The following is a 26292-nucleotide window of genomic DNA, read 5'->3' on the forward strand; positions in this document are numbered from 1 at the left end:
TCGATCAGCCCACCAGCGGGAGCTTCGCAGTTGCCGGCACGAACGGCCGAATAACCATCCCATCGCCGCTGATCGTGACAAAGCTCGCCGGCGGAATGGCCTGCCAGTCGCTGCCTTCGCGGTCGAAGGGTTCGGAAACGATGCAGCGACCGCCATTGCGGAGCGAGGTGTAGAGCGTTGGCGCGTGGGCGTCGCTGGCGTAGCGCACGGCATAGAGCGCCTGCCCATCCGAGAACGCTGCGGTCAGTTTCAAGGCTGGCTCCAGACCGGCGCGGCGCGATGCCTCGATGACGCGAGCGGTGGCGCGCGATACTGCCCCTTGCGGGTCGCCAGCAAGACCCTCGTCGATCATCAGCAGGAAAAACAATTCGGAATCGGTGGTGCCCTCGCGCTGGTCGAAGGCGGCGTCAGAGAGCGAGTTCTCCAGCGCGCGGCGGATCTTTTCGACGCCGCCGATCTGGCCGTTGTGCATGAACGACCAGCTGCCGGAGATGAAGGGATGGCAGTTCATGCGGCTGGTGGCGCCGCCGGTCGACGCTCTGACATGGGCGAGGAACAGGCCGGATTTGATCTGCCGGCACAGGCTTTTCAGATTGGGATCCGACCAGGCCGGCAGGATGTCGCGGTAGAGGCCGGGCTCGGGCCGGTCGCCATACCAGGCAAGGCCGAAACCGTCGCCATTGGTCGGCGACTTGGCTTCCTGGGCGCAATGGCTCTGGGCAATCAGCGAGTGGCAAGGCGCGGTGACGACGTCTTCGAGGAAGACCGCTTCACCCAGATAGGCCGCCCATCGGCACATCGCTTCTAACCAATCCTAGGCGCGATCCAAGAGAGCCTGGGGCTCCTTCACCGCGTGCGAGCCTCTGTTGTGCGTCCGCTCGTAGAGTTCGCGAACGATTCGGCTTGCCGTAGTTTCGAAGAGAAACGGCAAGAAAGCGTGAACGAGTGCCGCACCAGCGGCCATCAGGAGGCGCGAGCAGAACCAGGCGGCAAAGGCCATATGGCTGAAATAGGTCTCGCCCACCTTGGCCGGGTGAGAGGTGAACAGCTTCGAAAACAGCGTCGTCATGGTGATCCCTCCTGCCGGGATAAGCCCCGATGTGGGTATCCTGCCACGGGGTAAAGGTTCATCGGTCTCAATTTGTCCTTGTCTAACGCCGTGGTTCGGGACATTCATCCCAACATGGCGCTTGAATTTGATGAAATCGACCGAAGATTGCTGGCCGAGCTGCAACGCGACGGCACACTGTCGGTCGATCAGCTCTCCGAAAAAGTGTCGCTGTCGCGCAACGCCTGCTGGCGCCGGGTCAAGCGGCTGGAAGAGGACGGCGTCATCACCGGACGGGTGGCGCTGGTCGATGCCGACAAGCTCGGGCTCGGACTTTCGGTGTTCATCCTGATCCGCACCTCCAATCATGACCCGGACTGGCTGCAGAAGTTCCGTGCGGCGGTGACTGGTTTTCCCGAGATCACCGGGGTCTATCGCATGTCCGGCGATCTCGACTACGTGCTGCGCGCCCGCGTCGCTGACATGAAGGCCTATGACCGGCTCTATCAGCGGCTGATCGCCAAGGTGGCGCTGTCGGACGTTTCGGCCTCCTTCGTCATGGAGGAGATCAAGGAGACGACCGTCGTTCCGGTGGAATTGCGCTAGGTCACACTGACGCCTGAAAGAAAGCCGTTGATAGGCCTGCGGACGAGTTGACCGAATCGCCGTTCGCGCCGATAGGATCGATTTTATGCGCGCAGCCTTCCAAAATTCCTCCGTCATTGGTCCCACTATCGGCTTCGTCAGGTTGCCGCATGGCGATGGACTTCCCCTTCCCGCTTACGAAAGCACCGGCGCCGCCGGCATGGATCTGCGCGCCGCGGTGCCGGAAGACCGGCCGCTGCTGATCCTGCCTGGCAAGCGCGCCTTGGTGCCGACCGGTCTGATCCTGGAAATTCCCGAAGGAATGGAAGGCCAGGTGCGGCCGCGCTCCGGCCTTGCCTTCAAGCATGGGCTGACCGTCCTCAATTCACCAGGCACGGTCGACAGCGACTATCGCGGCGAGGTTAAGGTGCTGCTGGTCAACCTCGGCGACGAGGATTTCGCGGTGACGCGCGGCATGCGCATTGCCCAGATCGTCTTTGCCGCGGTGACGCAGGTGACGGTTGAGGAGCGCTCGCTGGCCGGCGCCACGACGCGCGGCGCGGGCGGGTTCGGATCGACCGGCACCGCCTGAATGAGCATACCGAAACTGGTCATCTTCGACTGCGACGGAATCCTGGTCGACACCGAGAACCTTGCCAACCGGCGGCTTGCCGAGTGGTTTGTTGCCGCCGGTTATCCCACCACATTCGAATATTGCCGCAAATATTTTTCCGGCCGCAGCATGGCTTCGGTGCAGAAGGAAATCGAAGAGACGACCACGGTGCGGCTCGGCGCCGATTTCGTCGATCGCTGGAATGCCGGCCTGCCCGATCTGTTTGCGCATGGCGTCGAGGCGATCCCCTATGTGCGCGACTTCATCGAGGCGGTTCGCGCGGCCGGCATTCCCTATTGCGTCGCCACTTCTGCGCGTATCTCGAAGATGCACATCACGCTCGGCCAGACCGGGCTGCTGCCGCTGTTCGAGCATGCCATGTTCTCTTCGACCATGGTCAGCCGCGGCAAGCCGTTCCCGGACCTGTTCCTGCATGCGGCAAAGACCATGGGTTTTGCGCCGGCCGACTGCATCGTCATCGAGGACAGCGTTGCCGGCACGCAGGCCGGCATTGCCGCGGGCATGCGTGTCTATTCCTATCATGGGGATCCCTATTCCGACCGCGATGGCCTAGCCGGCGCTGGCGGCGTCCTGTTCGACGACATGCGCGAACTTGCCGGGCTGGTGCCGATCCACTGAAGCTGTGTTAGGTTCCGCGCGGCCAGCCTGAGGCACCCATGCCAACGAACCTGCTTCGCTCCATCCTAAAGCGTTTCACCGTTTCATGGAAACGGCGAACCGCTCTATCTTTTTGTTTTGTCGCAATTTCCGGCCGGAAAACCGCACACACTTTTCCTGAAATTGCTCTAGCGCTTGTGCTGCTGCCGTGGCTTTGGACCGCAGCCAGCGCGCAAGCGGTCAGCTTCCCGGAATTCGGCAGCGCCATCCCCGGTCACATGGATGTGACCTATCTGGACCTCGCAAGGATGGTCATTCCCGGCCTCGCAGGTGACAGCAACGGTTTCTACCGGGGTGGATTGCCGATCGAGATGCGCCACATCGAGGGACCGGATGGCGGCGGTTCGCCGCCTGAGACATCGGGCCTCTCCAACGCCGGCGTGCTCGCCATCAAGGCCGGGGGCAAGGACCGGCTGGCGATGCTCTACGACCTCGGCGACTCTCCCGACAGCGCCGAAGGCTATGCCGTGCTGGCGCTCTACGACATCACAGACAAGCCGAAGCTGCTCGACGCCGTCAATGTCGCGCTCGACCGCGGCACCTATTTCCGTGAACCGGGCAAGCTTTCCGTTGGGCCGAACGACGACATCGTGATCACCATGAGCGCGCATTTCAATTCAAGCCAAAACTACGCGATCACGCCGCTGATCATGGTGCGCGACGACAAATTCCAATTGATCGACATGATCTTCACCTTCGATGAGAACCTGTGCGCCTACAGCCGCAAGCAGGACGTTGCTTTCCAGACGATCGCTGACGGGCAGCCTTATGCCGCGGTCAAAGTGACGGTGACCGACGCCACGGTGCTCAACGGCGAGAGCTGCGACGGCCAGCCGCCCAAGCCTGAAGCCCACGCAATTTCCGTTGCCGATCATTGGGACAAGAAGACGTTGCACTACGTCAAGGATACCGACGCGCTGGACAGATTGGCAGGAGAGAACGCCAAACGCTTCTGAGCCAACCGCATTCGTTTGCCCGGTGCATTTCTGCACGATAGAATCTGCCGATATTCCGCATCTGAAGGGAGCACTCATGGACAAGGGCAAGATCTTTCGCGACCTGCACGCCTCGACCTTCGTCATGCCCAACCCCTGGGATGTCGGCACGACCAAGCTCCTGGCCTCCTTCGGCTTCAAGGCGCTGGCGACGACCAGCGCCGGTTTTGCCTTCTCGCGCGGCCTGCCCGATGGCGCAGTGACCTTCGAGGCGATGATCCACCATTGCCGCGAGCTGACGGCGGCGACCAGCCTGCCGGTGTCGGCCGATCTCGAGAAAGGCAAGGGCGACAGCGCGACGAGTGCCGCCGAGACGGTTTTTGCGGCCGAAGCGGCAGGTCTCGCCGGCTGCTCGATCGAGGACCATACCGGCGATCCCGACAAGCCCATCTATGAGTTTTCACACGCCGTCGAGCGCGTTGCAGCTGCTGCTGAGGCCGCACGGGCGCTCAAGCATGATTTTGTCTTCACCGCACGGGCCGAGAATTTCCTTTGGGGCAAACCGGATCTCGACGACACGATCAAGCGGCTGCAGGCCTTCGAAAAGGCCGGCGCCGATGTGCTCTATGCGCCCGGCCTCAAAGATGTCGAGACCATCCGGAACATCTGCTCGGCGGTGAGCAGGCCGGTCAATGTCATGGCACTCCCGGCCTTCACCATCGCCGACCTTGCCATGGCCGGGGTCAAGCGCATCTCGCTCGGTCCGTGGCTGACCAATTTCGCCTTCGGCATGCTGGAAACCGCGGCGCGCGAGATCCAGCAGGACGGCACGTTCGGCTTCACCCGGGCCGCCATCCCGTTCGGCAAATTGCAGGCGCTGTTTTCCAAATCCTCAGGCTAGGGGGTCCCGGCGCATGACGCTCACCGTCGTCGACATGCACACCGGCGGCGAGCCGCTCAGGATCGTCACCGGCGGCTATCCAGACATTCCCAAAGGCACGATCCTGGAAAAGCGCGCCTATGTGCGCGACCACCTCGACCATTTGCGCAAGCTGCTGATCTTCGAGCCGCGCGGCCACTACGACATGTATGGCGCGCTGCTGGTGGAGCCCGACCTGCCCGGCGCCGAGCTGGCCGTGCTGTTCATGCACAACGAGGGCTATTCGACGATGTGCGGCCACGCCATCATTGCGCTTGGCCGCTACGCCGTCGACGAAGGCCTGGTGGCGAAACAGGAGCCAATCACCATGGTCAACATCGAGGCGCCGTGCGGCTTGGTCGTCGCTTCGGTGGAGGTCAAGGACGGCAAAGCGGGATCGGTGTCGTTCGAAAGCGTGCCGGCCTTTCTGTTTGCCCATGACCAACAAATCGATTTGGGGGGATACGGCAAGATTGCGTTCGACATCGCCTATGGCGGCGCCTTCTACGCGCTGGCCGACTGCCATCAATTCGGCCTGGAGTTCGGCCGCAGCCGGGTGCGCGATTTCGTCGACGCGGCAACCGCGCTGACCGAGCGGCTGAAGGCGGCGTTCCCTCTATCGCATCCCGACCATGCCGATCTCGCTTTCCTCTACGGCACCATCCTCACCGATGGACACGATGCGTTCTCCGGCGAGGCAACAAAAAACATCTGCGTCTTTGCCGATGCCGAGGTCGACCGCTCGCCGACCGGCTCCGGCGTCACCGCGCGGCTGGCGGCAATGCATGCCAAGGGTGAGATCAACCCTGGTCAGGAGCGGTCCTTCGAAAGCATCGCCGGCTCGCGCTTTTCCGGAGCGGTGGCGCGCACGACCATGGCCGGCCCGCATGATGCGATCATCGCCCGCGTCGGCGGCCGCGCCTACTATTCGGGCCGGGCGGAATTCACCGTCGAGCCGGATGACGAATTGGGACGCGGTTTTCTTCTGCGTTGATAGGCCTATCGCCCGGCGCTCTCCCGCGCGCCGACCGCCTTGTGCAGATGCACCATCATGGCGGCGGCAAAGAGCGGCGTCAGCAGGTTGAGCAGGGGCACGGCGAGGAAGGCAGCGATGAGCAGCCCGGCCAGAAAGACGGTGCCGGCATATTTCCGGCGCAACGCCCTCGCCTCATCTTCCGGGCGGAAGCGCATGGCGGCGAATTCGAAGAATTCACGTCCGAGCAGATAGCCGTTGACGATGAAGAAGGCGGCGATGTTGACGCCTGGAACCAACAGAAGGAGCAAGGCGACGATGTTGCCCAGGATGACGACGCCGAAGAATTTCACCGACAACACGAGCGAGCGCAGCGCCGGCATGGCGCGTCCGACGGGATCGGCCGGATAGTCGGTGCGCTCGACCACTTCGGCGATGTCGTCGAGAAACAGGCCCGCCACGATTGCCGTCACCGGCGCGATCAGCAGCGCCATCCCGAAGGCAAGAGCGATGGCCGCGATAATGCCGCCCAGCCATCCGGCCCAGGACGGCAGGCCGGGCAACAAGGAGTGAACCCATGGCAGCGCCAGCCAATCGACAAGCCCGGTCAAGACGAACCACAAGGCGACCAGCGCCAGGACGGTCAAGCCCAGCGTCTTCAGGAAAACCGCGCGGAATTCGGGAGAAAACAGCCGGCTGAAGGCGGCGCGGGCAGCGTTGGAGATCACGGCGTTTCCACCCCCAGGAACAAACGGACATCTCCGACATAGGCGGAGACCCTATCAGCCGCAAGCCTGCTGGAGCGGGCGCAATTCCGGACGGGAACTAACTAGAGCATGATCCCAAAAAATGGGGACCGGTTTTTGGAAAAGATCATACTCCAACAAAGGGTTAGATCATGATGAGATTTCAACCAAATCTGATAATGATCTAGCGCGCCAGCGCCCGGGAGCGGGCTGGGATGGTCATTGCCGCAACGCCGGCGACGACGCAGCCCATGCCCCAGAGCGCCGTCGGCCCGATGCTTTCGCCGAGAAACACGACGCCGATGCCGACGCCGATCGGCACGCGCAGATAGGCCTGCGACGTCGTGCCGACCGAACCCAGAGTGTGGATGAGGCGGAAAAAGATGCAGAAGGCCAGCGCCGTGGAGAACACCGACAATGCCAACAAGGCCAGTATCGACGCCATTGAAGGCGACAGGGTCCACGGGCGGTCGAAGGCCAGGCTCAAGGGGACGAGGATGACTGCGCCGCACAGCATCGAGCCGGCGGCCGGCAGCATCGGGTCGAGTCCCCTAAAGCCGCGGCCGAAAATGGCGGCGCCGGCATAGCAGACCGTGGCGGCAATGACGGCAAGCTGCGCCCACAATTGATGGCCGAGCCCGCCAAGCGCCTGGGTGCCGACGATCAGGCAAATACCGGCGATGCCGGCACCGACGCCGAACAGCTTGCGCGCGGTTACGGTTTCGTGGCGGGTGATGAGCGCGGTCAGCAGGAAGGTGAAGATCGGCGAGGTCGCGTTGAGAATGGTGGCGAGGCCGGCGTCGATGGAGCGCTCGGCGGCGGCGATCAGCGTGAATGGCACGACGCTGTTGAGGCAGGCCTGGACCATGAACCGCCACAAGGTCGCGCTGTCCTTGGGCATGGCGAGGCCGCGCCAGCGGATCAGCGCGAGCAGGATGGCGCCGGCAATCAAGGTGCGGGCAGCGATGAAGGATATCGGCGGGATCGTCTCGACACCGATCTTGATGAAGGTATAGGACGCGCCCCACAGGGCGGCCAGCACGCCAAGCAGCGCCAGTTCGGTGGTCATGTCGGTCTTTGCTTGCATGCGGGTGCTTCCAGCGCTTGATTTGAGGCCAAGCTTGTAGGCGACCCGGCGGTCAGATGCTTCGGCCACGGTCGAACTGTGATGGAGCCTCGTCCCAGGCGCGCGCGCCGGCTTGGGCCGGCAAAGGATGGAAATCGGTTGCCATTTTTCGGGGTGATGCTGTAGACCCGCCCGGGCGCGGCAGAAAGCCGGCAGGTTCCGAGGCGGAGACATTGATGCCGGATTTTGACGTGCTTTGCATCGGCAATGCCATTGTCGACATCATCGCCCAGTGCGACGACGCTTTTCTCGAGACCAACGGCATCATCAAGGGTGCGATGAACCTCATCGACACCAAGCGCGCCGAGCTGCTCTACAGCCGCATGGGGCCGGCGATCGAGGCCTCGGGCGGCAGCGCCGGCAACACGGCGGCGGGCGTCGCCAGCTTCGGCGGCCGCGCCGCCTTCTTCGGCAAGGTGTCGAACGATCCGCTCGGCGAAATCTACGCCCATGACATCCATGCCCAGGGCGTTGCCTTCGACACCAGGCCGCTTGAGGGACAGCCGCCGACGGCGCGCTCGATGATATTCGTCACCCCCGATGGCGAGCGTTCGATGAATACCTATCTCGGCGCCTGCGTCGAACTCGGCCCGGAAGACGTCGAGGCCGACAAGGCATCCGGCGCCAAGGTTACCTATTTCGAGGGCTATCTGTGGGATCCGCCGCGCGCCAAGGAGGCGATCCGGCAGACGGCGAAGCTCGCACACGAGGCCGGGCGCGAAGTGTCGATGACGTTGTCGGATTCGTTCTGCGTCGACCGCTACCGGGACGAGTTCCTCGAGCTGATGCGCTCGGGCACTGTCGACATCGTCTTTGCCAACAGCCACGAGATCAAGTCGCTCTACCAGACAAAATCCTTCGACGAGGCGCTGGCGGCTATCCGCAAGGACTGCAAGATTGCCGCCGTCACCCGCTCCGAAAAAGGCTCGGTGATCGTGCGCGGCGACGAGACCGTCACCATCCAGGCGACGACGATCCGCGAACTGGTCGACACCACTGGCGCCGGCGACCTCTACGCCGCCGGTTTCCTCTATGGCTATACGAGCGGGCGCAGCCTGAAGGATTGCGGCGATCTCGGCTCGCTAGCCGCCGGGCTGGTGATCCAGCAGCTTGGGCCAAGGCCGCGGCAGAATTTGCGCAGCGCGGCCCAACTGGCGGGGTTGCTGTAGGGCCATCTTTCGGCGCGCAGCGCCCAGCCAGATGAGGGTGCCCGCCGGTTCAGGCTGTCCGGCGCTCCGCTCAGGCGGTGCGGCGAAGGCCGTCGGACGTAGGCCCGGGTTCCAAAGCCCCGGCGGTGACCAGCCGGTTGCGGCCGCTCTTTTTGCCGATGTACATCAGTCGGTCGGCGAGCGTTATCAGCGCCTCCGAATCGGACGCTTCCGCCGGGTAGATGGCGACGCCAACGGTGCAACCAACATGGATGGCACCATTCGGCGTCGGCACCTTGATCCGCAGCTTTTCCAGGATACGTTCGGCGACGCCCACGGCCTTCTGTCGGGCCCGGCTAGCCTCTCCTGAAAACAGGAATGCGAACTCGTCTCCACCGAGCCGCGCCACGAAATCAGCGCTGCGCAGGATGGTGCGAAGCTGACCCGCCACCTCCTGCAGCAGCGCGTCGCCGGCCTCGTGGCCGAGCGTGTCGTTGACCTTCTTGAACCTATCGAGGTCGATGAACAGCAGGCCGGCCGCCTGGCCGGTGCTGTCGCAGCGGTCGATCACCGACCTCAGCTCGTTGTGAAAGGCGCGCCGGTTGGGCAGGCCGGTCAATGCATCGTGGTTGGCCGAGTGGTCGCTGTGCTGCTTGGCCAGCTCGATCTCGCGCTTTTGTACGGAGAGTTCCTCATTGGCGGCCTTGAGTTCGAGCAGCAGCTCGGCGTTGAGATCCTCGACGACCTTGCGGTCGCTGATGTCGACGACGAAACCTTCCAGGAATTCCAGTTCGCCGGCCTCGTCCCAGACGCCGCCGCCGATCTCGCGGACCCAGAGCGGCTCGCCGACCTGCGGCACGATGCGGTAGTCGACGTTCCAGTTGCAGCGCGCCTCGAGCGCGGTATCGACGGCGGCATAGACGGCAGCGAGATCATCCGGGTGGATGGCCGAGACATAGTCGCGCACGGCATTTTGAATGAAGTCGCTCGGCCGATAACCGCTGACGGTGAAAATGCCGTCGCTGATGTAGAGCATGGTGTAGGACGCATCGTTGCGGCAACGGTAGAGATAACCGTCCATGCGGCCGGTGATGCTGAGCAGCGCGTCCAGCCGCTCGTCGTGGTAGACCCCGTGGCCGACCACAGATGCCGTGTCATGCTTCATGGCCGCACCCCCGTTTTGGCGGTCTGAGCGCGCCGCCAATGCCATAAGGCCATAGGGGGCGAGAACGTTCCCTATAGCAGCCGAATATTATCAATCTCTTATGGGTTGGCGATTTTGCCGCGAATCAGGCTCCCGCGCTATAGGCCGCGATCGCAGCCATGTTGACGATGTCCGAATCCTTGGCGTTGAGCGAGACGATCTGGACCGGCTTGTTGAGGCCGACCAGCAGCGGGCCGATGACGGTGGAGCCGCCGAGTTCCTGCAGCATCTTGGTCGAGATCGAGGCCGAGTGGAACGCCGGCATGATCAGCACATTGGCAGGGCCGGTCAGCCGGATGAACGGGTACTGGGCCATGGCGCGGGCGTTGAGCGCCACGTCGGCGGCCATCTCGCCGTCATATTCGAAATCGACGCGGCGCTTGTCGAGGATGCGCACCGCTTCCTGCACGCGCTCGGAACGTTCGCCCTGCGGGTGGCCGAAGGTCGAATAGGCAAGCATGGCGAGCCTCGGCTCGTAGCCCATGCGGCGGGCGAAGCCCGCGGCCTCCTCGGCGATATCGGCGATCTGCTCGGCATTGGGCATGTCGTGCACGGCGGTGTCGGCGACGAGGACTGTCTTGCCCCGCGCGAGCACGATGGAGACGCCGATGACGCGGTGGCCGGGCTTGGCGTCGATGACGCGGCGGATATCGTCGAGCGCCGTGGAATAGTTGCGGGTGACGCCGGTGACGATGCCGTCGGCATCGCCCAGCGCCACCATGCAGGCGGCGAAATGGTTGCGGTCGTTGTTGATCAGCCGCTGGCAGTCGCGGAACAGGAAGCCTTTGCGCTGCATGCGCTCGTAGAGATAATCGGTATAGATGCCGTTGCGGCGCGACAGCCTGGCATTGATGATCTCGATGCCTTGCTTGTTGAGGTCGATGCCGGCGTGCCTGGCGTTTTCCTTGATGACATCGTCGCGGCCGAGCAGGATCGCGGTGCCGAGCTTCTGGTTCACATAGGAGACGGCGGCGCGCATCACCTGTTCTTCCTCGCCCTCGGCAAAGACGATGCGCTTGGGCTGGCGGCGGACGCGGTCGTAGATGCGCTGCAAGGTCGAGGCGATCGGGTCGCGGCGGGCCGACAGTTCCTGCGCGTAGCGGTCGAGGTCGAGGATCGGCTTGCGGGCGACGCCTGACTCCATCGCCGCCTTGGCCACAGCGAGCGGGATGGCCGAGATCAGGCGCGGATCGAACGGCACCGGGATGATGTAGTTGGGGCCGAATTTCGGCCGGTTGCCCTGATAGGCGGCGGCGACATCATCGGGCACGTCCTTGCGCGCCAGGTCGGCCAGCGCTCTCGCTGCGGCGATCTTCATGTCGTCATTGATGGTGGTGGCCCTGACATCCAGCGCACCGCGGAAGATGTAGGGGAAGCCCAGCACATTGTTGACCTGGTTGGGGTAGTCCGAACGCCCGGTGGCCATGATGGCGTCGGTGCGGATTTCGGCCACTTCCTCCGGCGTGATCTCCGGGTCGGGATTGGCCATGGCGAAGATGATCGGGTTCTTGGCCATCGACTGCACCATCTTGGTGGTCAATGCGCCCTTGGCCGACAGGCCGAGGAAGACGTCGGCGCCGTCCAGCGCCTCGGCCAGGCTGCGCGTGTCGGTCTTGACCGCATGCGCCGACTTCCACTGGTTCATGCCTTCGGTGCGGCCCTGGTAGACGACGCCCTTGGTGTCGCACAGGATGATGTTCTCGGGGGCAAAGCCCATCGCCTTCATCAGTTCGATGCAGGCGATGCCGGCGGCGCCGGCGCCGTTGCAGACCATTTTCGTGGTCTTCATGTCGCGGCCGGTGATCTCCAGCGCGTTGATCAGCCCGGCGGCCGAGATGATGGCGGTGCCGTGCTGGTCGTCATGGAAGACCGGGATGTCCATCAATTCACGCAGGCGCTGCTCGATGATGAAGCATTCCGGCGCCTTGATGTCTTCCAGGTTGATGCCGCCGAAGGACGGGCCGAGAAAGCGCACGCAATTGATGAATTCGTCGGCATCCTCGGTGTCGACCTCGAGATCGATGGAATCGACATCGGCGAAGCGCTTGAACAGCACCGCCTTGCCTTCCATCACCGGCTTGGAGGCCAACGCGCCGAGATTGCCGAGGCCGAGAATGGCGGTGCCGTTGGAGATGACGGCGACCATGTTGCCGCGCGTCGTGTAGTCGAAGGCGCGGCTGGGGTCTTCGGCGATGGCCAGCACAGGAACCGCGACACCCGGCGAATAGGCGAGGCTCAGATCGCGCTGCGTCGCCATCGGCTTGGTGGCGACGATCTCCAGCTTGCCGGGGCGGCCCATGGCGTGGAATTCCAGCGCCTCCTCGGCGCTGACGGAGGGGCCGCTATTTTCGGTTTTCTTGGCCATGATGCTTTTGAATTCCTCGCCGGTGTCGCCCCCTTGAGACGGGTGCGTGTTTTTGAAACTTCTGGATCAAGGCTACACGCCACCGCTGTAAATCGCCAAGCGATCTTCACGCCCGCAGCGAAATCTCCCGAGGTCGAACGGCGTCACGTCGGCTCTGGCTCGCTGACGAAGGCAGCGATTTCGCGCACCGTTCCCCGTCGCATCATGCCGTCTGTGCCGGGGAAAGGCCACGTCTCGATGGGTGGCGCACGGCTTCCCTTGCGCCGCAGCAATGCAGTCAGGAACGCCATGAGTTCGATGCGCTGGGCGTGAACCTTCTCCAGCGTGCGGCGGCGGATGTGCTGACGCGGTATGGCACGATCTCGCAGCGTCTCGACGGCGCGGCGAATGGCAGCCGGTTCCGGATCGGCGACGATGCAATAATCCGGATCGAAATAGACGTCGCGACCGCCAAGGCTCGGCGTACTGACGATCGGCAGGCCGGCCATCAGATATTCCATCGAGGAGTACATCGCTCCTTCCACGGCCGACAGGCACAGCCCGACGGCGGCCTGGTTGTAGACGTGGTTGACCTGTTGCGCCGTCAGCTTGCCCGGCCAGCCGTCGACGAGCGGATTGGCGATCTGGTGGAGCGGCGAACGCGCCTGCAGTCGCCGAACAAAGGCGCGGGCGGCAACCGGCGGCAATTCGCCGATCGAATAGGTGATGTGGGCCAGCCGCTCTATGTCGAAGGCCAGGTGATGGCGTTTGATCGGCGAGATGCGGCCATTGTAGACCGCGTCGAATTCGACCGGCACGTCCGGCAGCGGCCGGAATATATCCTCCGACACCATCAGATTGTGGTTGGAGAAGATGGCATTGCCGCCCGCAGCCGCGACGAGACGGCGCTCTTCCTCGGTGTTGCACAGGAAGATGATTTCGTGCAGCGGAAACCGGCCGGCATACCAGGCGAGATCGCGGCCCATCCGGGCGATGACAGCCGGCCGCTCCATGGTCCAGGTCTGCATCGTCAGGAAGGTGACGCGCCGTCCCGCCAGGCGCCGGCCAAGGGCCGCCAGCGGATAGAGCGGACGGGCTCCGCCAATCGGGACATAGAGCACCAGCGGGTCGCGGCTGAGCACATGCAGCGACATCTCGATGCCGCTATCGAGATCGGACAGCGGTCCCCGTGTCGGCAGGAGGAAGGGGACGCGCTTGCGCACTGTCCCCCTAAGCTTGCTTTTGGTGCGGTGGACGCGCCGCGCCGCCAACAGCAGCAGGCGCTCAAGCGCCGATCCAGCCGGACCGACCAGCTCTTCGAACGCCTCCTGTTTGTCCTGATCCATGCCGCTTATCCCCGCCATGGCGATCATAGGGTCTGGTTGGCGCCCGAAGCAACCAACGGCTTCACCCGGCGTAGAGGGAGCACAAGCCGCCGTCGAGGCCGGTCGTCCCCTGCTTTTCGGGCCGCCGGCATTAAACCCCGCACCCACATCTGCTAGCGTGCGGGCATGAACATGCACACTTCAGCAGAAACCGACGCCCCCGAGGTGACACCGCCTGCGCCCGTCGGCAGCGTCACGCCGATGATGGAGCAATATATCGAGATCAAGGCGGCGAACCCAGACTCGCTGCTGTTCTACCGCATGGGCGATTTTTACGAGCTGTTCTTCGACGATGCCGAGAAGGCGAGCCGCGCGCTGGGCATCGTCCTGACCAAGCGCGGCAAGCACCAGGGCCATGACATTCCGATGTGCGGCGTGCCGGTGCATGCGGCCGACGACTATCTGCAGAAGCTGATCGGCCAGGGTTTCCGCGTCGCCGTCTGCGAGCAGGTCGAGGACCCGGCGGAAGCCAGGAAGCGCGGCGGCAAATCGGTCGTACGCCGTGACGTGGTGCGGCTGGTGACGCCCGGCACCATCACCGAGGACAAATTGCTGGCGCCGTCGGAATCGAGCTTCCTGATGGCGCTAGGGCGGGTGAAGGGCGGCAACAGCGGTGACGCCTTCGCCCTGGCCTGGATCGAGATCTCGACAGGCGTCTTCCGCGTCGCCGAAACCACGGCCGACCGCCTGCTGGCCGATGTCTTCCGCGTCGACCCGCGCGAGCTGATCGTCGCCGAGCCGGTGTTTTACGATCCCGAGCTGAAGCCGGTGTTCGACGTCATCGGCCGCGTCGCCAGCCCGCAGCCGCCGTCGCTTTTCGATTCGGCTTCGGCAGCGGGGCGGATCGCGCGCTTCTTCGAAGTGGCGACGCCTGACAGTTTCGGTGCCTTCTCGCGCGCCGAATTGTCGGCGATCTCGGGCGCCATCGCCTATGTCGAAAAGACGCAGAAGGCCGAGCGGCCGCCTTTGTCGCGTCCCGAACGCGAGGAGCAGGGCTCGACGCTGTTCATCGATCCTGCGACACGCGGCAATCTGGAACTGTTGCGCACGCTGTCGGGCAGCCGCGACGGCTCGCTGTTCAAGGCTATAGACCGCACGGTCACCGGCGGCGGCGCCAGGCTGCTCGCCGACCGGCTGATGGCGCCGCTGACCGATCCGGCGGCGATTGCTGCCCGGCTTGATTCGGTATCGTTCTTCCGCGCCGAGACGCGGCTCTGCCAGGCGGTGCGGTCAAGCCTGAAGAGCGTCGCCGACATGCCGCGAGCGCTGTCGCGGTTGGCGCTCAACCGCGGCGGCCCGCGCGACCTCGGCGCGCTGCGTGCCGGCTTTGAAGCGGCGGGCGCCATTGCCGAAATCTTCGCCGCAACAGCGCTGCCCCATGAATTGACGGAAGCACTTGCCGCGATAAAGGCGCTGCCGCGTGCGCTGGCCAAGCATCTGGCCCAGGCTCTTGGCGAGGAACTGCCGCTGCTGAGGCGCGACGGCGGCTTCGTGCGTGGCGGCTACCATGCCGAACTCGACGAAATGCGGGCGCTGCGCGACGAATCGCGCAAGGTGATCGCCGGACTGGAGCGCTCGCTGATCGAGGAGACCGGCATCCGCTCGCTGAAAATCCGGCACAACAATGTGCTGGGTTACTACATCGAGGTGACCGCCAACCACCATTCGATCATGACCGGAAGCGACGGCGCCAAGGCGCGCTTCATCCACCGCCAGACCATGGCCAATGCCATGCGTTTCACCACGACCGAACTTGCCGAACTCGAGACCAAGATCGCCAATGCCGCCGACCGGGCGCTGAGCATCGAGCTTGCCGCTTTCGATACGCTGACGGTTGAGGCGGTCGGCGAGGCGCAGAAGATCCGCGCCGGCGCCGATGCGCTCGCCGTGCTCGACGTGTCGGCGGCGCTCGCGCTGTTGTCGGAGAGCGAAGCCTGGTGCCGGCCGCTGGTCGATTCCAGCCTTGCCTTCGACATTTCGGGCGGGCGCCATCCTGTGGTGGAACAGGCGCTGCGGCGTTCGGGCGAAGGGCCGTTCGTCGCCAATGATTGCGATCTGTCGCCGCAAGACGGGGCCAAGGCCGGCGCGATCTGGCTGCTCACCGGTCCGAATATGGGCGGTAAGTCGACCTTCCTGCGGCAAAACGCACTGATCGCCATCCTCGCCCAAACCGGTTCCTTCGTGCCGGCGACGTCGGCCCATATCGGCGTTGTCGACCGGCTGTTCTCGCGGGTCGGCGCCTCGGACGATCTGGCGCGCGGCCGTTCGACCTTCATGGTCGAGATGGTAGAGACGGCGGCGATCCTCAACCAGGCCGGCGAACGGGCGCTGGTGATCCTGGACGAGATCGGTCGCGGCACCGCCACGTTCGATGGCCTGTCGATCGCCTGGGCGGCAGTCGAGTATCTGCACGAGAAGAACCGCTGCCGGGCGATCTTCGCCACTCATTTCCACGAAATGACGGCACTCTCCGGCAAGCTGCCGCGACTGCACAATGTCACGATGCGGGTCAAGGAGTGGGAAGGCGACGTGGTCTTCCTGCACGAGGTCGGCAAGGGTGCCGCCGATCGCTCCTATGGCGTTCAGGTCGCTCGCCTTGCCGGTCTGCCCGAAGCGGTGGTCGGCCGCGCCAAAGAGGTGCTGCATCAACTCGAGGAAGGCGATGTCTCCGGCAAGGCCAACCGACTGGTCGACGATCTGCCGCTGTTTTCGGTGGCAATGAAGCGGGAAGCGGCAAAGCCTGCGAAGAGCGACGCATTGGGCGCAGCGCTGGGTGAGATCAATCCAGACGAGATGACGCCGCGCGAGGCGCTGGAAGCGCTCTACCGGCTGAAGGGGCTGGCGGGGAAAACCTAGTCCGATTTCAGCCTTGACCAATTGTACCGTTTGGTACAATGCTCGCCATCGCCTTTGCCGATGGGAGAATGACATGAGCCGTCCGCCGCTGCCGCCCTTCACCGCCGAGACCGCCGCGCAGAAGGCGCGCATGGCCGAAGACGCCTGGAACAGCCGCGATCCCGAACGGGTTTCGCTCGCCTATACGCAAGACAGCACCTGGCGCAACCGCGCCGAGTTCGTCTCGGGCAGAAATGAGATCGTCTCCTTCCTCACGCGCAAATGGGCGCGCGAGCTGGACTACCGGCTGATCAAGGAGGTCTGGACCTGGAACGACAACCGCATCGCGGTGCGCTTTGCCTATGAATGGCGCGACGACAGTGGCCACTGGTTCCGCTCCTACGGCAATGAGAATTGGGAATTTGACGCGGATGGACTGATGCGTAGGCGCGTCGCCAGCATCAACGACCTGCCGATCGCTGAGGGTGAGCGCAAATATCACTGGCCGCTCGGCCGCCGGCCGGACGACCATCCCGGCCTGACCGAACTCGGACTTTAGAGTGTGATCCCTAGAACTGTGTCGCGGTTTTCGGCAAAGATCATGCTCAAGCGGAAAAACTAGCGCATGCGTAGGATCGCGCCCGATCGCGCCGATTTGCTCTCCATCATCGGCGAGGTTTTCCGCGAACACGGCTATGAAGGGGCGAGCCTGGCGCGGATCGGTGCGGCGACCGGCCTAGGCAAAGGCAGCCTTTACCACTTCTTCCCCGGCGGCAAGGAAGAGATGGCGGCGGCTGTCATTGCCCATATAGATGGCTGGTTCGAGGAGAATGTCTTCGTGCCGTTGCAGGACAGGGCCTACCCTCGCACGGGCATCGATCGGATGTTCGAAGCGACCGACAGCTATTTCCGCTCGGGACGCCGAGTGTGCCTGATCGGCGCCTTCGCGCTGGACGAATCCCGCGACCTCTTCGCCATTGCGATCAAAAGCTATTTCGGCCGCTGGGTGGCGCATCTTGCCGAAGCGCTGACCCGAAGCGGGCACAGCGCTGCCAGGGCGGACGAACTCGCCGAAGAAACGGTCGGCGCCATCCAGGGCGCGCTCACGCTGGCGCGCGCCTTCGACGACACCGCAGTGTTTTCGCGCGCGTTGCGACGGGCGCGGGCGGCGCTCGGCTAGAGTGCTACAAGGGCTCGAAGCGGAAAGCCGTCTCGGTTCGAAAAACCCGGCCGACGCCGGGCGAATCAAGATGCGCGCCGGCAACGTAGCAGTCGTTGTTGGCCGCAAGCGCCAGCATTTGCAACCGGCTTGCCCTCGCCTGCTGCTGGTCTGCGTCGAATTCCCACGTGATCTCGGGTCGATCGAATTGAAGCGACGGCACATGTACGATGTCGCCCCAGATCAACAGTGTTTCGCCTGCGCTCACAACGCGAAAGCAAGTGTGGCCGGCTTCATGGCCAGCGGAGCCGATCGTATCGATGTCAGAGCTGACGCGCTGTCCAGCATCGAGAGGCTGGGCGCGATCGTGGAAGCGTTCCAGCCTCGCCACGTCGCGAAACATGCCAAGCTCAGCGCGCGGGACAAGCAGGCGAGAGAGCTGCGGGAAGCCGTCGCCACCATCGGCAAGGATGAGCCCGTGTATATGGTCGAGATGGGTGTGGGTGAAAGCAACAGTCCGAATCCGGTCGGTGGCGATCTTCGCCTCGCGCAGCGCCTCGGGCAGGTGCCCCATTGTCGGGTGCCAGGCGTTCGAAGCCCCTGTGTCGATCAGCGTGATGTCGTCGCCGTCATCGATGGCGAAGGCGTTGACCGACAGCCTGAGCGCACCGTCGACGAGCGGTACATGCGAGGGCAGGTTGTCACCGAATGTCCGGTCTCCGGGCTGGCGCAGCCGCCTGATTGGCATGTCGACGTAACCGTCGCGCAGCGACGTGACCGTCATGGCTCCGACTCTATACGCCGTATGATGATACCCGGTCGAAACCCGTTCCAATCTAGATCATCTCCAGCCCGCGCTTGCGCGTCGGCGGTGGAAAGGCGCGGTCGAGTTCGGCGAGGTCTTCGGCCGTCAGCTCGATGTCGAGCGCGGCAAAATTCTGGCGGACATGCTCCTGGCTACTCGCCTTCGGGATGGCGATGACACCGGGCTGCGCCATCACCCAGGCAAGCGCGATCTGTGCTGCCGTGGCGTTGTGGCGGGCGGCGATGGTTTCCAGCCTGGAATTGCGCGCCAGCGCGCCCTGCTCGACCGGCGAATAGGCCATCAGCGGGATGCCGCGCTGCCGGCTCCACGGTACGAGATCGAATTCGGGGCCGCGCCGCGACAGATTGTAGAGTACCTGGTTGGTCTGGACATGATCGCCAGACGACAGACCGGTCAGTTCCTCCATTTCGTCGGTGTCGAAATTGCTGACGCCCCAGTGACGGATCTTGCCGGCCTTCTTCAACGCCTCGAAAGCGTCGACCGTTTCGCCTAGAGGCACACTGCCCGGCCAATGCAGGAGATAGAGATCGATGCGGTCGGTGCGCAGGCGCTTCAAGCTGTTTTCGCAGGCCCGCGCCACGCCGGTGCGCGAGGCATTGGACGGCAATACCTTGGAGACAAGAAAGAGTTCGTCGCGGCGCCCGGCAATGGCTTCCGCCACCACCTCCTCGGCGCCGCCGCTGGCATACATTTCAGCGGTGTCGATCAACGTCATGCCGAGGTCCAGCCCGAGCTTCAGGGCATTGACCTCCCCGGCGCGGCGGCGGGAATCTTCGCCCATCTTCCATGTGCCCTGTCCCAGCACCTGGACGGCCTCGCCCGAAGGCAGCGTGGTGGCTCTTATCGTCGATGGCATGTGGGCTCCTGGCGCCGTGTAATCGATGTGAATGGCATCACAACCACGGAGAGAAATCCAGAATGGATCTCTCCGGCATGGCCGTTGCTGCCTTACTTCGCCGGATGGGCGGCGAGCCAGGCCTGCATCTTGGCGATCTCGGCTTCCTGCGCGGCGATGACATCTTCGGCCAGCTTGCGGATTTCGGGATCCTTGCCATTGGCGAGTTCCACCTTGGCCATGTCGATCGCGCCCCGATGATGCGGGATCATGCCGCGCACGAAATCGACATCGGCATTGCCGGAATATTCGATCATCATGTCGGTGTGCATCTTGTCCATCGCCGCCTTGTAGCCGTCGGTCGAAGGACCTTGCGCCCCCATCGCGCCCATGTCGTGTTTCATCTCTTCGGATTGCGCCGGGACGCTTTCGAGGAAAACGGCAAGCAGCATTCCCGCCGCCATCATCAAAAGCACGATTTTCTTAGCCAAGGTCATCCATGATCTCCTGTTGATTGAAATTCGTATCTGGGGGCTTTGCTCAGAGTTTCAACGTCCGCAGCCGCAATGCGTTGGCGATGACCGAAACCGAAGACAGGCTCATGGCCGCCGCCGCCAGCATCGGCGACAAAAGCGTGCCGGTGAGCGGATAGAGCACGCCGGCAGCAACCGGCACGCCAAGCACATTGTAGAGGAAGGCGAAAAACAGATTCTGGCGGATGTTGCGGATAGTCCCCTGGGCGAGCGTTCGCGCCCTGACGATGCCGTTGAGATCGCCCTTGACCAGCGTAATGCCGGCGCTCTCGACAGCGACATCGGCGCCGGTGCCCATGGCGATGCCGACATCGGCGCTGGCCAAGGCCGGCGCATCGTTGACGCCGTCGCCGGCCATGGCGACGCCCGCACCTTTCGCACGCAACTCCTCGACAAGGGCGGCCTTTTGTTCCGGCAGCAGGCCGGCGCGCACCTCGTCAATGCCAAGGCTTTTGGCGATGGCGCGCGCCGTGCGTTCATTGTCGCCGGTCGCCATGATGATCCGCAACCCTCTGTCGTGCAGCGCCCTGATCGCCTCGGCTGTCGTTGCCTTGACCGGATCGGCGACCGCGACAATGCCGGCCAGTCTTTTGTCCACCGCAACGAACATCGCCGTCTTGCCTTCTGCCTGCAGCGCCTCGGCCCTGGCCGACAGGGAAGCGGTGTCGATGCCGACGTCGGCCATCATGGCGGCGTTGCCGAGCGAAACCTTCCTGCCAGACACCGTGCCGGATACGCCCTTGCCGGTGACGGCGTCGAAGCCGCCGGCCTCGACGAGCGTCAGCCCGCGTTCGCCGGCGCCGCCGACAATGGCCTCGGCCAGCGGATGCTCCGAGCCTTTTTCCAGGCCGGCGGCGAGCGCCAGCAATTCATTCTCGGACAGGCCTTCGGCAGCGACGACATCGGTCAAGCGAGGCTTGCCTTCGGTCAAGGTGCCGGTCTTGTCGACGATCAACGTGTCGACCGAAGCGAAGCGCTCAAGCGCGGCCGCGTCCTTGATCAGCACGCCCGCGTGCGCCCCGCGCCCGGTGGCGGTCATGATCGACATCGGCGTCGCCAGGCCGAGCGCGCAGGGGCAGGCGATGATCAGCACCGAGACCGCCGAGACGATGGCAAAGATCAAGCTGGGTTCGGGACCGAAGATCGCCCAGGCGGCAAAGGCCGCGAGCGCAACCAGCACGACGGCCGGCACGAAGTAGAAGGAGACGCGGTCGGCTAAACCTTGAATCGGCGCGCGCGAACGCTGCGCCTTTGCGACCAGCTCGACGATGCGCGAAAGCGTCGTTTCGGAGCCGACCTTTTCGGCGCGCATGATCAGCGAACCGTTCTTGTTGAGCGTGCCGCCGGTCAAGGCATCGCCTTTCGTTTTTTCGACCGGCAGCGGCTCGCCCGAGATCATCGATTCGTCGATGGAGGAACGGCCTTCCGTTACGATGCCGTCGACCGGCACGGCGTCGCCCGGACGGAGGCGCAGGTGGTCGCCGGTCTTGACCGCATCCAGCGGCACGTCGGTGTCGGAGCCGTCCTCCCCGATCAGCCGTGCCGTCTTCGGCGCCAGGTCGAGCAGCGCACGGATGGCCGAGCCGGTCTTTTCGCGCGCCCGCAATTCGAGCACCTGACCGAGGAATACCAGCGCGACGATGACGGAAGCTGCCTCGAAATAGACCGGGACGGTGCCGCCATGGCCACGGAACTGATGCGGAAAGATGTCCGGAAACAGTGCGGCGACGACGCTGTAGAGGTAGGCCGCACCCACACCCAGCGAAATCAGCGTCCACATGTTGGGGCTGCGGTTGACCAGCGAATCCCAGCCGCGGTGGAAGAAGGGGAAGGCCGCCCACAGCACCACCGGGCTGGCCAGCGCGAATTCCAGCCAGACCATCGTGCGCTCGTCGACAAACGCCTGGAACGTCAGGCCGAGCATCGGCGCCATGGCAACGATCAGCAGCGGCACGGACAGCATCGCACTGACCCAGAACCGTCTGGTGAAGTCTACCAGTTCGGGGTTCGGCCCCTCATCGCCAGTGGGAACGCCCATCGGCTCAAGCGCCATGCCGCAGATCGGGCAGGAGCCGGGCTTGTCTCTTATCACTTCGGGATGCATCGGGCAGGTGTATTGCGTGCCTTTCGGCACCGGCGACGCCGCCGGCCTGTCGCCGAGATAGTTTTGTGGCTCGGCCTCGAACTTCGCCTGGCAGCCGGCCGAGCAGAAATAGAAACCCTGGCCTTCGTGGCGGAAAAAATGCCTGGCGGTAGCGCGGTCGACACTCATGCCACAGACGGGGTCGGTGGCGGTCAGGTATTTTTCGGGCCCGGCGACGAATTTCGTACGGCAACCCTCGCTGCAGAAGTGAAAGAGACGGCCGCCATGCTCGGCCGTCGGCTTGCCCGCGGCCGGATCGACGCTCATGCCGCAGACCGGATCGCGCACCACGGCTTCGGCGGCCGGCTCAGCAGCCTTTGCCGCACAGCAGCTGCCATCGGCCGCGTGGTGGTGATGCTCGGAATGCGCCATCGAAAAATGCCTTATATCTGTCTGGGTGAGGGGGTAGTGCTTCCAGTAACTGGAAGGTCAAGGGGCGATTTCCACTTTTCGATCATGGCCCTCATCGCACACATCGAGGGAAAATCGCTTACGCAACTTTGTTCCCATGCTATGGACGCGCGTCCCACTGCATCGATCCCACCCAAATGAAATGCCTGATTATCAATCTCGATCGGTCCCGCGATCGCCTCGCCCATGTAACGGCGGAGTTCGCCCGCATCGGCATCGCGTTTGAGCGGGTCGCCGCCATCGATGCGCGAGATCGGCCGGATCTGGCCGAAATGCCGCAGGGCAAGAAGCATTTGCGTCTGGCCGACGCCGAGATTGCATGCCTGCTCAGCCACCAACAGTGTTGGTCGATGATCGCTGCAGGTGAGGATGCTTACGCGGCGATTTTCGAGGACGATGTCGTTTTCCCGGACAAAGCCGGCGCTTTGCTTGCCGATGCGGGCTGGATTCCCGCCGATGCGGACATCGTCAAGTTGGAAACGTTCTTCAACCGGACCGTAATTTCACGCAAGCAAGTTGCCTGCGGCCACGGTTTTTCTGCGAGCAGACTGCACGGGCTCCATATCGGTACGGCGGGATACATCCTGTCCAGACAGGCCGCGCGGGACCTTCTTGCGGCAACGAATGAGATCAGCATTCCCGTCGATCACCTCATCTTCAATCCGCGTTTTGCGACCTCGTCCGACAAGGTCATTTACCAACTCGTCCCAGCATTGTGCCTGCAGGCACAATTCCTCGGCGACAGTCCGGTGAGATTGCCAAGCCTGCTCAAGCAGGAGCGAACAGAGGAATGGGTGGCAAGCGGGATAGGTAAACGGCGCCCCAGGCCAATCACCGCCAAGGTAAGGATCGAGACCAGGCGGTTGACGCGGCAGATCGCCGATCTCTTCCGGCTCCGGCGCGAGATGATCATCCCTTTCTGGTATCGCGGCCGACGCGTCCGTCCGCCCCATACACAGCGCCGTGAAAACGCGCTATAGACGCCGCGCAAAGGCGAGGCCCACCGGCAATCCATGGCAAAAATCTCCCTCAAGCTCGACGCGCTGATCGACAGCGAGGCTTTGCGCCGCGACATGACGGCGCTGATCTCGGCGGCCAGCGGCGCCGAGCCCGGCGCGCGCGTCGGTGCGCTCCGGCTGCTGAAGGATCGGCTGACCGAGGGCCGCAAGGTTGCCGAGCGCATGCTGATGGACGATGGCAGCGGCACGGCATGCGCCGCCCGGCTGTCGCATCTGATGGACGAGATCATCCGCGCCCTCTACGAGTTCGCCGCGACCCACGTCTACCGGGTGAAAAGCCCCTCGACCGCAGAGCGCATGGCGGTCGTTGCCGTCGGCGGCTATGGCCGCGGCACGCTGGCGCCGGGCTCCGACATCGACCTGTTGTTCCTGCTGCCCTACAAGCAGACGCCGTGGGGCGAACAGATCGTCGAATATATGCTCTATATGCTGTGGGACCTCGGGTTGAAGGTTGGCCACGCCACCCGCAACATCGACGAGTGTCTCAGACTGTCGCGCAGCGATATCACCATCCGCACCACGATCCTGGAAGCGCGGTTCCTGTGGGGCGAACAGAAGCTCTTCGACGAATTGCTCACCCGCTTCGACCATGAAGTGGTGCGCACCACCGGACCGGAATATGTGCAGGCCAAGCTCGCCGAACGCGACGATCGCCATGCCAAGGCCGGCGAAAGCCGCTATCTGGTCGAGCCCAACGTCAAGGACGGCAAGGGCGGCCTGCGCGATTTGCAGACGCTGTTCTGGATCGCCAAATACTTCTATCGCGTGCGCACCGGCGAGGAATTGGTCGAGAAAGGTGTCTTCACCGAGGCCGAGTACCGCGAATTCCAGAAGGCCGAAGACTTCCTGTGGGCGGTGCGCTGCCACATGCATTTCCTCACCGGCAAGCCAGAGGAACGGCTGCATTTCGATATCCAGCGCGAGATCGCCGAACGGCTGGGCTACACCACCCATCCCGGTCTGTCGGCGGTCGAGCGCTTCATGAAGCATTACTTCCTCGTCGCCAAGGATGTCGGCGACCTCACCCGCATCTTCTGCGCCGCGCTCGAGGAAGAGCAGGCCAAGCATGTGCCCGGCTTCAACCGCATCTTCCTCACCTTCCAGCGCCGCAAGCGCAAGCTGGCAGGCACGTCGGACTTCATTGTCGACAATCACCGCATCAACGTCGCCGACGACAGCGTGTTCGAGCGCGACCCGGTCAATCTGCTCAGGCTGTTCTGGTTCGCCGACAAGCACGGGCTGGAGTTCCATCCCGATGCGCTGAAGCTGCTCACCCGCTCGCTCGGTCTGGTCAACAAGTCGCTGCGGCGCGACGAGGAGGCCAACCGGCTGTTCCTCGACATCCTGACCTCGGACCGCAATGCCGAGCTTAATTTGCGGCGCATGAACGAGGCCGGCCTGCTCGGCAGGCTGATCCCCGATTTCGGCAGAATAGTCGCCATGATGCAGTTCTCGATGTACCACCACTATACGGTGGACGAGCACCTGATCCGCTGCATCGGCGTCTTGGCCGAGATCGAGCGCGGCGACGGCGAAAAGGTGCATCCGCTCTCGCACACGCTGATGCCGGGGCTAGAGAAGAGCCGCGAGGCGCTCTATGTCGCGGTGCTGCTGCACGACATCGCCAAGGGCCGGCCGGAGGATCACTCAGAGGCCGGCGCCCGGATCGCGCGCCGCATCTGCCCGCATATGGGGCTGTCGGCGGCCGACACCGAGACAGTCGCCTGGCTGGTCGAGAACCATCTGGTGATGTCGATGACGGCGCAGACGCGCGACCTCAACGACCGCAAGACGATCGAGGATTTCGCCTCGATCGTGCAATCGGTTGAGCGGCTAAAAATGCTGTTGATCCTGACCGTCTGCGACATCAGGGGTGTCGGGCCGGGCGTGTGGAACGGCTGGAAGGGCCAGCTCCTGCGCACGCTCTACTACGAGACCGAACTGCTTTTGACCGGCGGCTTCTCGGAAGTGTCGCGCGCCAAGCGGACGGCGGCGGCGCGCGAGCGGCTGGCCGAGGCGCTGGCCGATTGGCCGGACAAGGCCCGCAAGCGCTATGTCGGCCTGCATTACGAGAACTATCTGCTGACGGTCGACCGCCCCGATCAGCTGCGCCATGCCGAATTCATTCGCGAAGCCGACGCGGCAGGCAAGAAGCTCGCCACCGTGGTCAGGACCCACCAATTCGAGGCGGTGACCGAGATCACCGTGTTGGCGCAGGATCATCCGCGCCTGCTTTCGGTCATTGCCGGCGCCTGCGCGGGAGCCGGCGGCAACATCGTCGACGCGCAGATCTTCACCACGTCCGACGGCCGCGCGCTGGACATCATCCTGATCTCACGGGAATTCGACCGCGATGAGGATGAGCGCCGTCGCGCCGAGCGCGTCGGCCGGCTGATCGAGGACGTGCTGTCGGGCAAGAGCTGGCTGCCGGAGATGATCGAGAAGCGCACCCGGCCGCGGCGCGGCGCCAAGGTGTTCAAGATTCCGCCGCGCGCCGAAATCCGCAACACGCTGTCGAACCGGTTTTCGGTGATCGAGGTCGAGGGACTGGACCGGCCTGGGCTGTTGTCGGAAATCACCAGTGCGTTGTCCGATCTCTCGCTCGACATCGCCTCGGCTCACATCACCACCTTCGGCGAGAAGGTGATCGACACTTTCTATGTCACCGACCTTACGGGGCAGAAGATCGACAACCCGGCACGCACCGCCACCATCCACGCCAGGCTGATCGCGGCGCTTGAAGGCGTTGTCCCAGAGCGCGGCGGCAAGGCCAAGGCGGCGGCCGAGTGACCATCACTTTGTCCCAATCACCCCCTTTGTCCCAATC

The 26292-nt window shown here is 63.9% G+C and carries 23 protein-coding genes; 12 read left to right on the forward strand and 11 right to left on the reverse strand.

Translation table 11 applies throughout. The features are described from left to right. Positions 1-4: 4 nt before the first annotated feature. Together NKJ58_RS17805 and NKJ58_RS17810 are read right to left on the reverse strand one after the other, a co-directional pair. Positions 5-799: a class II glutamine amidotransferase gene (locus NKJ58_RS17805; RefSeq protein WP_023743203.1), complete on the reverse strand. Its 795-nt coding sequence runs from the start codon at positions 797-799 to the stop codon at positions 5-7. Positions 800-814: 15 nt separating this feature from the next. After that, a complete protein-coding gene (locus NKJ58_RS17810; RefSeq protein ID WP_023685117.1) occupies positions 815-1069 on the reverse strand; it encodes a DUF6356 family protein in 255 nt (84 codons plus the stop codon). A gap of 114 nt (positions 1070-1183) precedes the next feature. Here NKJ58_RS17810 and NKJ58_RS17815 point away from each other — a divergent pair, with 114 nt between their 5' ends. The 6 genes from NKJ58_RS17815 (at position 1184) to NKJ58_RS17840 (ending at position 5772) form a co-directional block, all read left to right on the forward strand. After that, positions 1184-1654 carry an Lrp/AsnC family transcriptional regulator gene (locus NKJ58_RS17815; RefSeq protein ID WP_023690042.1) on the forward strand — a complete coding sequence of 157 codons (471 nt, stop codon included), beginning with the start codon at positions 1184-1186 and terminating at the stop codon, positions 1652-1654. An 85-nt stretch (positions 1655-1739) separates the two neighbouring features. Continuing rightward, positions 1740-2225, forward strand: a complete 486-nt coding sequence (dut, locus tag NKJ58_RS17820) for a dUTP diphosphatase (protein WP_023743202.1) — start codon at positions 1740-1742, stop codon at positions 2223-2225. Beyond that, positions 2226-2885 (forward strand): HAD family hydrolase, encoded by a 660-nt coding sequence (locus NKJ58_RS17825; protein ID WP_023725825.1) that lies wholly within the window; start codon positions 2226-2228, stop codon positions 2883-2885. A 257-nt stretch (positions 2886-3142) separates the two neighbouring features. Continuing rightward, the gene (locus tag NKJ58_RS17830) at positions 3143-3880 is read left to right on the forward strand and encodes a hypothetical protein (RefSeq protein WP_245271019.1); all 738 of its coding nucleotides are present in this window, start codon (positions 3143-3145) and stop codon (positions 3878-3880) included. Between the two features lie 76 nt (positions 3881-3956). After that, positions 3957-4760, forward strand: a complete 804-nt coding sequence (locus tag NKJ58_RS17835) for an isocitrate lyase/PEP mutase family protein (protein ID WP_023732504.1) — start codon at positions 3957-3959, stop codon at positions 4758-4760. A gap of 13 nt (positions 4761-4773) precedes the next feature. Continuing rightward, on the forward strand, positions 4774-5772 hold the full coding sequence (locus NKJ58_RS17840) for a proline racemase family protein (RefSeq protein ID WP_352853548.1): 999 nt from the start codon (positions 4774-4776) through the stop codon (positions 5770-5772). A gap of 5 nt (positions 5773-5777) precedes the next feature. Here NKJ58_RS17840 and NKJ58_RS17845 read toward each other — a convergent pair whose 3' ends face one another. Both NKJ58_RS17845 and NKJ58_RS17850 read right to left on the reverse strand, forming a co-directional pair. Further along, positions 5778-6479, reverse strand: coding sequence for a sulfate transporter family protein (locus NKJ58_RS17845; RefSeq protein ID WP_023692652.1), 702 nt, complete (start codon positions 6477-6479; stop codon positions 5778-5780). A gap of 202 nt (positions 6480-6681) precedes the next feature. Next, positions 6682-7584, reverse strand: coding sequence for a DMT family transporter (locus NKJ58_RS17850; protein ID WP_023819532.1), 903 nt, complete (start codon positions 7582-7584; stop codon positions 6682-6684). A 215-nt stretch (positions 7585-7799) separates the two neighbouring features. Here NKJ58_RS17850 and NKJ58_RS17855 point away from each other — a divergent pair, with 215 nt between their 5' ends. Continuing rightward, on the forward strand, positions 7800-8792 hold the full coding sequence (locus NKJ58_RS17855; RefSeq protein ID WP_023692653.1) for an adenosine kinase: 993 nt from the start codon (positions 7800-7802) through the stop codon (positions 8790-8792). Positions 8793-8862: 70 nt separating this feature from the next. Here the strand turns inward: NKJ58_RS17855 and NKJ58_RS17860 are convergent, their stop codons facing one another. The 3 genes from NKJ58_RS17860 to NKJ58_RS17870 all read right to left on the reverse strand — a co-directional run bounded on the left by NKJ58_RS17860 (position 8863) and on the right by NKJ58_RS17870 (position 13665). Further along, positions 8863-9936, reverse strand: coding sequence for a sensor domain-containing diguanylate cyclase (locus NKJ58_RS17860; protein ID WP_023712860.1), 1074 nt, complete (start codon positions 9934-9936; stop codon positions 8863-8865). 124 nt (positions 9937-10060) lie between these two features. After that, a complete protein-coding gene (locus NKJ58_RS17865) occupies positions 10061-12340 on the reverse strand; it encodes an NADP-dependent malic enzyme (protein ID WP_023685127.1) in 2280 nt (759 codons plus the stop codon). A gap of 143 nt (positions 12341-12483) precedes the next feature. After that, entirely contained in the window at positions 12484-13665 is a 1182-nt protein-coding gene (locus NKJ58_RS17870; RefSeq protein WP_031200463.1) for a glycosyltransferase family protein, read from the reverse strand. 165 nt (positions 13666-13830) lie between these two features. On the opposite strand from NKJ58_RS17870, the gene mutS reads away from it, so the two are divergent. The 3 genes from mutS to NKJ58_RS17885 all read left to right on the forward strand — a co-directional run bounded on the left by mutS (position 13831) and on the right by NKJ58_RS17885 (position 17719). Beyond that, a complete protein-coding gene (gene mutS, locus NKJ58_RS17875) occupies positions 13831-16560 on the forward strand; it encodes a DNA mismatch repair protein MutS (protein WP_023712861.1) in 2730 nt (909 codons plus the stop codon). Positions 16561-16633: 73 nt separating this feature from the next. Beyond that, complete coding sequence (locus NKJ58_RS17880; RefSeq protein WP_023715575.1) at positions 16634-17098, forward strand: nuclear transport factor 2 family protein; 465 nt, start codon at positions 16634-16636, stop codon at positions 17096-17098. A 66-nt stretch (positions 17099-17164) separates the two neighbouring features. Further along, positions 17165-17719 (forward strand): TetR/AcrR family transcriptional regulator, encoded by a 555-nt coding sequence (locus NKJ58_RS17885; RefSeq protein ID WP_023685131.1) that lies wholly within the window; start codon positions 17165-17167, stop codon positions 17717-17719. A gap of 4 nt (positions 17720-17723) precedes the next feature. Here the strand turns inward: NKJ58_RS17885 and NKJ58_RS17890 are convergent, their stop codons facing one another. The 4 genes from NKJ58_RS17890 to NKJ58_RS17905 all read right to left on the reverse strand — a co-directional run bounded on the left by NKJ58_RS17890 (position 17724) and on the right by NKJ58_RS17905 (position 22407). Next, positions 17724-18482: an MBL fold metallo-hydrolase gene (locus NKJ58_RS17890; protein WP_245260384.1), complete on the reverse strand. Its 759-nt coding sequence runs from the start codon at positions 18480-18482 to the stop codon at positions 17724-17726. A gap of 52 nt (positions 18483-18534) precedes the next feature. Beyond that, positions 18535-19380 (reverse strand): aldo/keto reductase, encoded by an 846-nt coding sequence (locus NKJ58_RS17895; protein WP_023738122.1) that lies wholly within the window; start codon positions 19378-19380, stop codon positions 18535-18537. Between the two features lie 92 nt (positions 19381-19472). Further along, entirely contained in the window at positions 19473-19856 is a 384-nt protein-coding gene (gene copM / locus NKJ58_RS17900; protein WP_023685134.1) for a CopM family metallochaperone, read from the reverse strand. Positions 19857-19899: 43 nt separating this feature from the next. After that, positions 19900-22407 carry a heavy metal translocating P-type ATPase gene (locus NKJ58_RS17905; RefSeq protein WP_352518563.1) on the reverse strand — a complete coding sequence of 836 codons (2508 nt, stop codon included), beginning with the start codon at positions 22405-22407 and terminating at the stop codon, positions 19900-19902. A 176-nt stretch (positions 22408-22583) separates the two neighbouring features. Between NKJ58_RS17905 and NKJ58_RS17910 the strand changes: the two genes are divergently transcribed. Both NKJ58_RS17910 and NKJ58_RS17915 read left to right on the forward strand, forming a co-directional pair. Then, complete coding sequence (locus tag NKJ58_RS17910) at positions 22584-23426, forward strand: glycosyltransferase family 25 protein (RefSeq protein ID WP_023685136.1); 843 nt, start codon at positions 22584-22586, stop codon at positions 23424-23426. A gap of 33 nt (positions 23427-23459) precedes the next feature. After that, the gene (locus tag NKJ58_RS17915; protein WP_352853553.1) at positions 23460-26255 is read left to right on the forward strand and encodes a [protein-PII] uridylyltransferase; all 2796 of its coding nucleotides are present in this window, start codon (positions 23460-23462) and stop codon (positions 26253-26255) included. Positions 26256-26292: the final 37 nt, after the last annotated feature.

The sequence above is a fragment of the Mesorhizobium sp. M0139 genome, from assembly GCF_040322455.1.
In the GTDB taxonomy this organism is placed as follows: domain Bacteria; phylum Pseudomonadota; class Alphaproteobacteria; order Rhizobiales; family Rhizobiaceae; genus Mesorhizobium.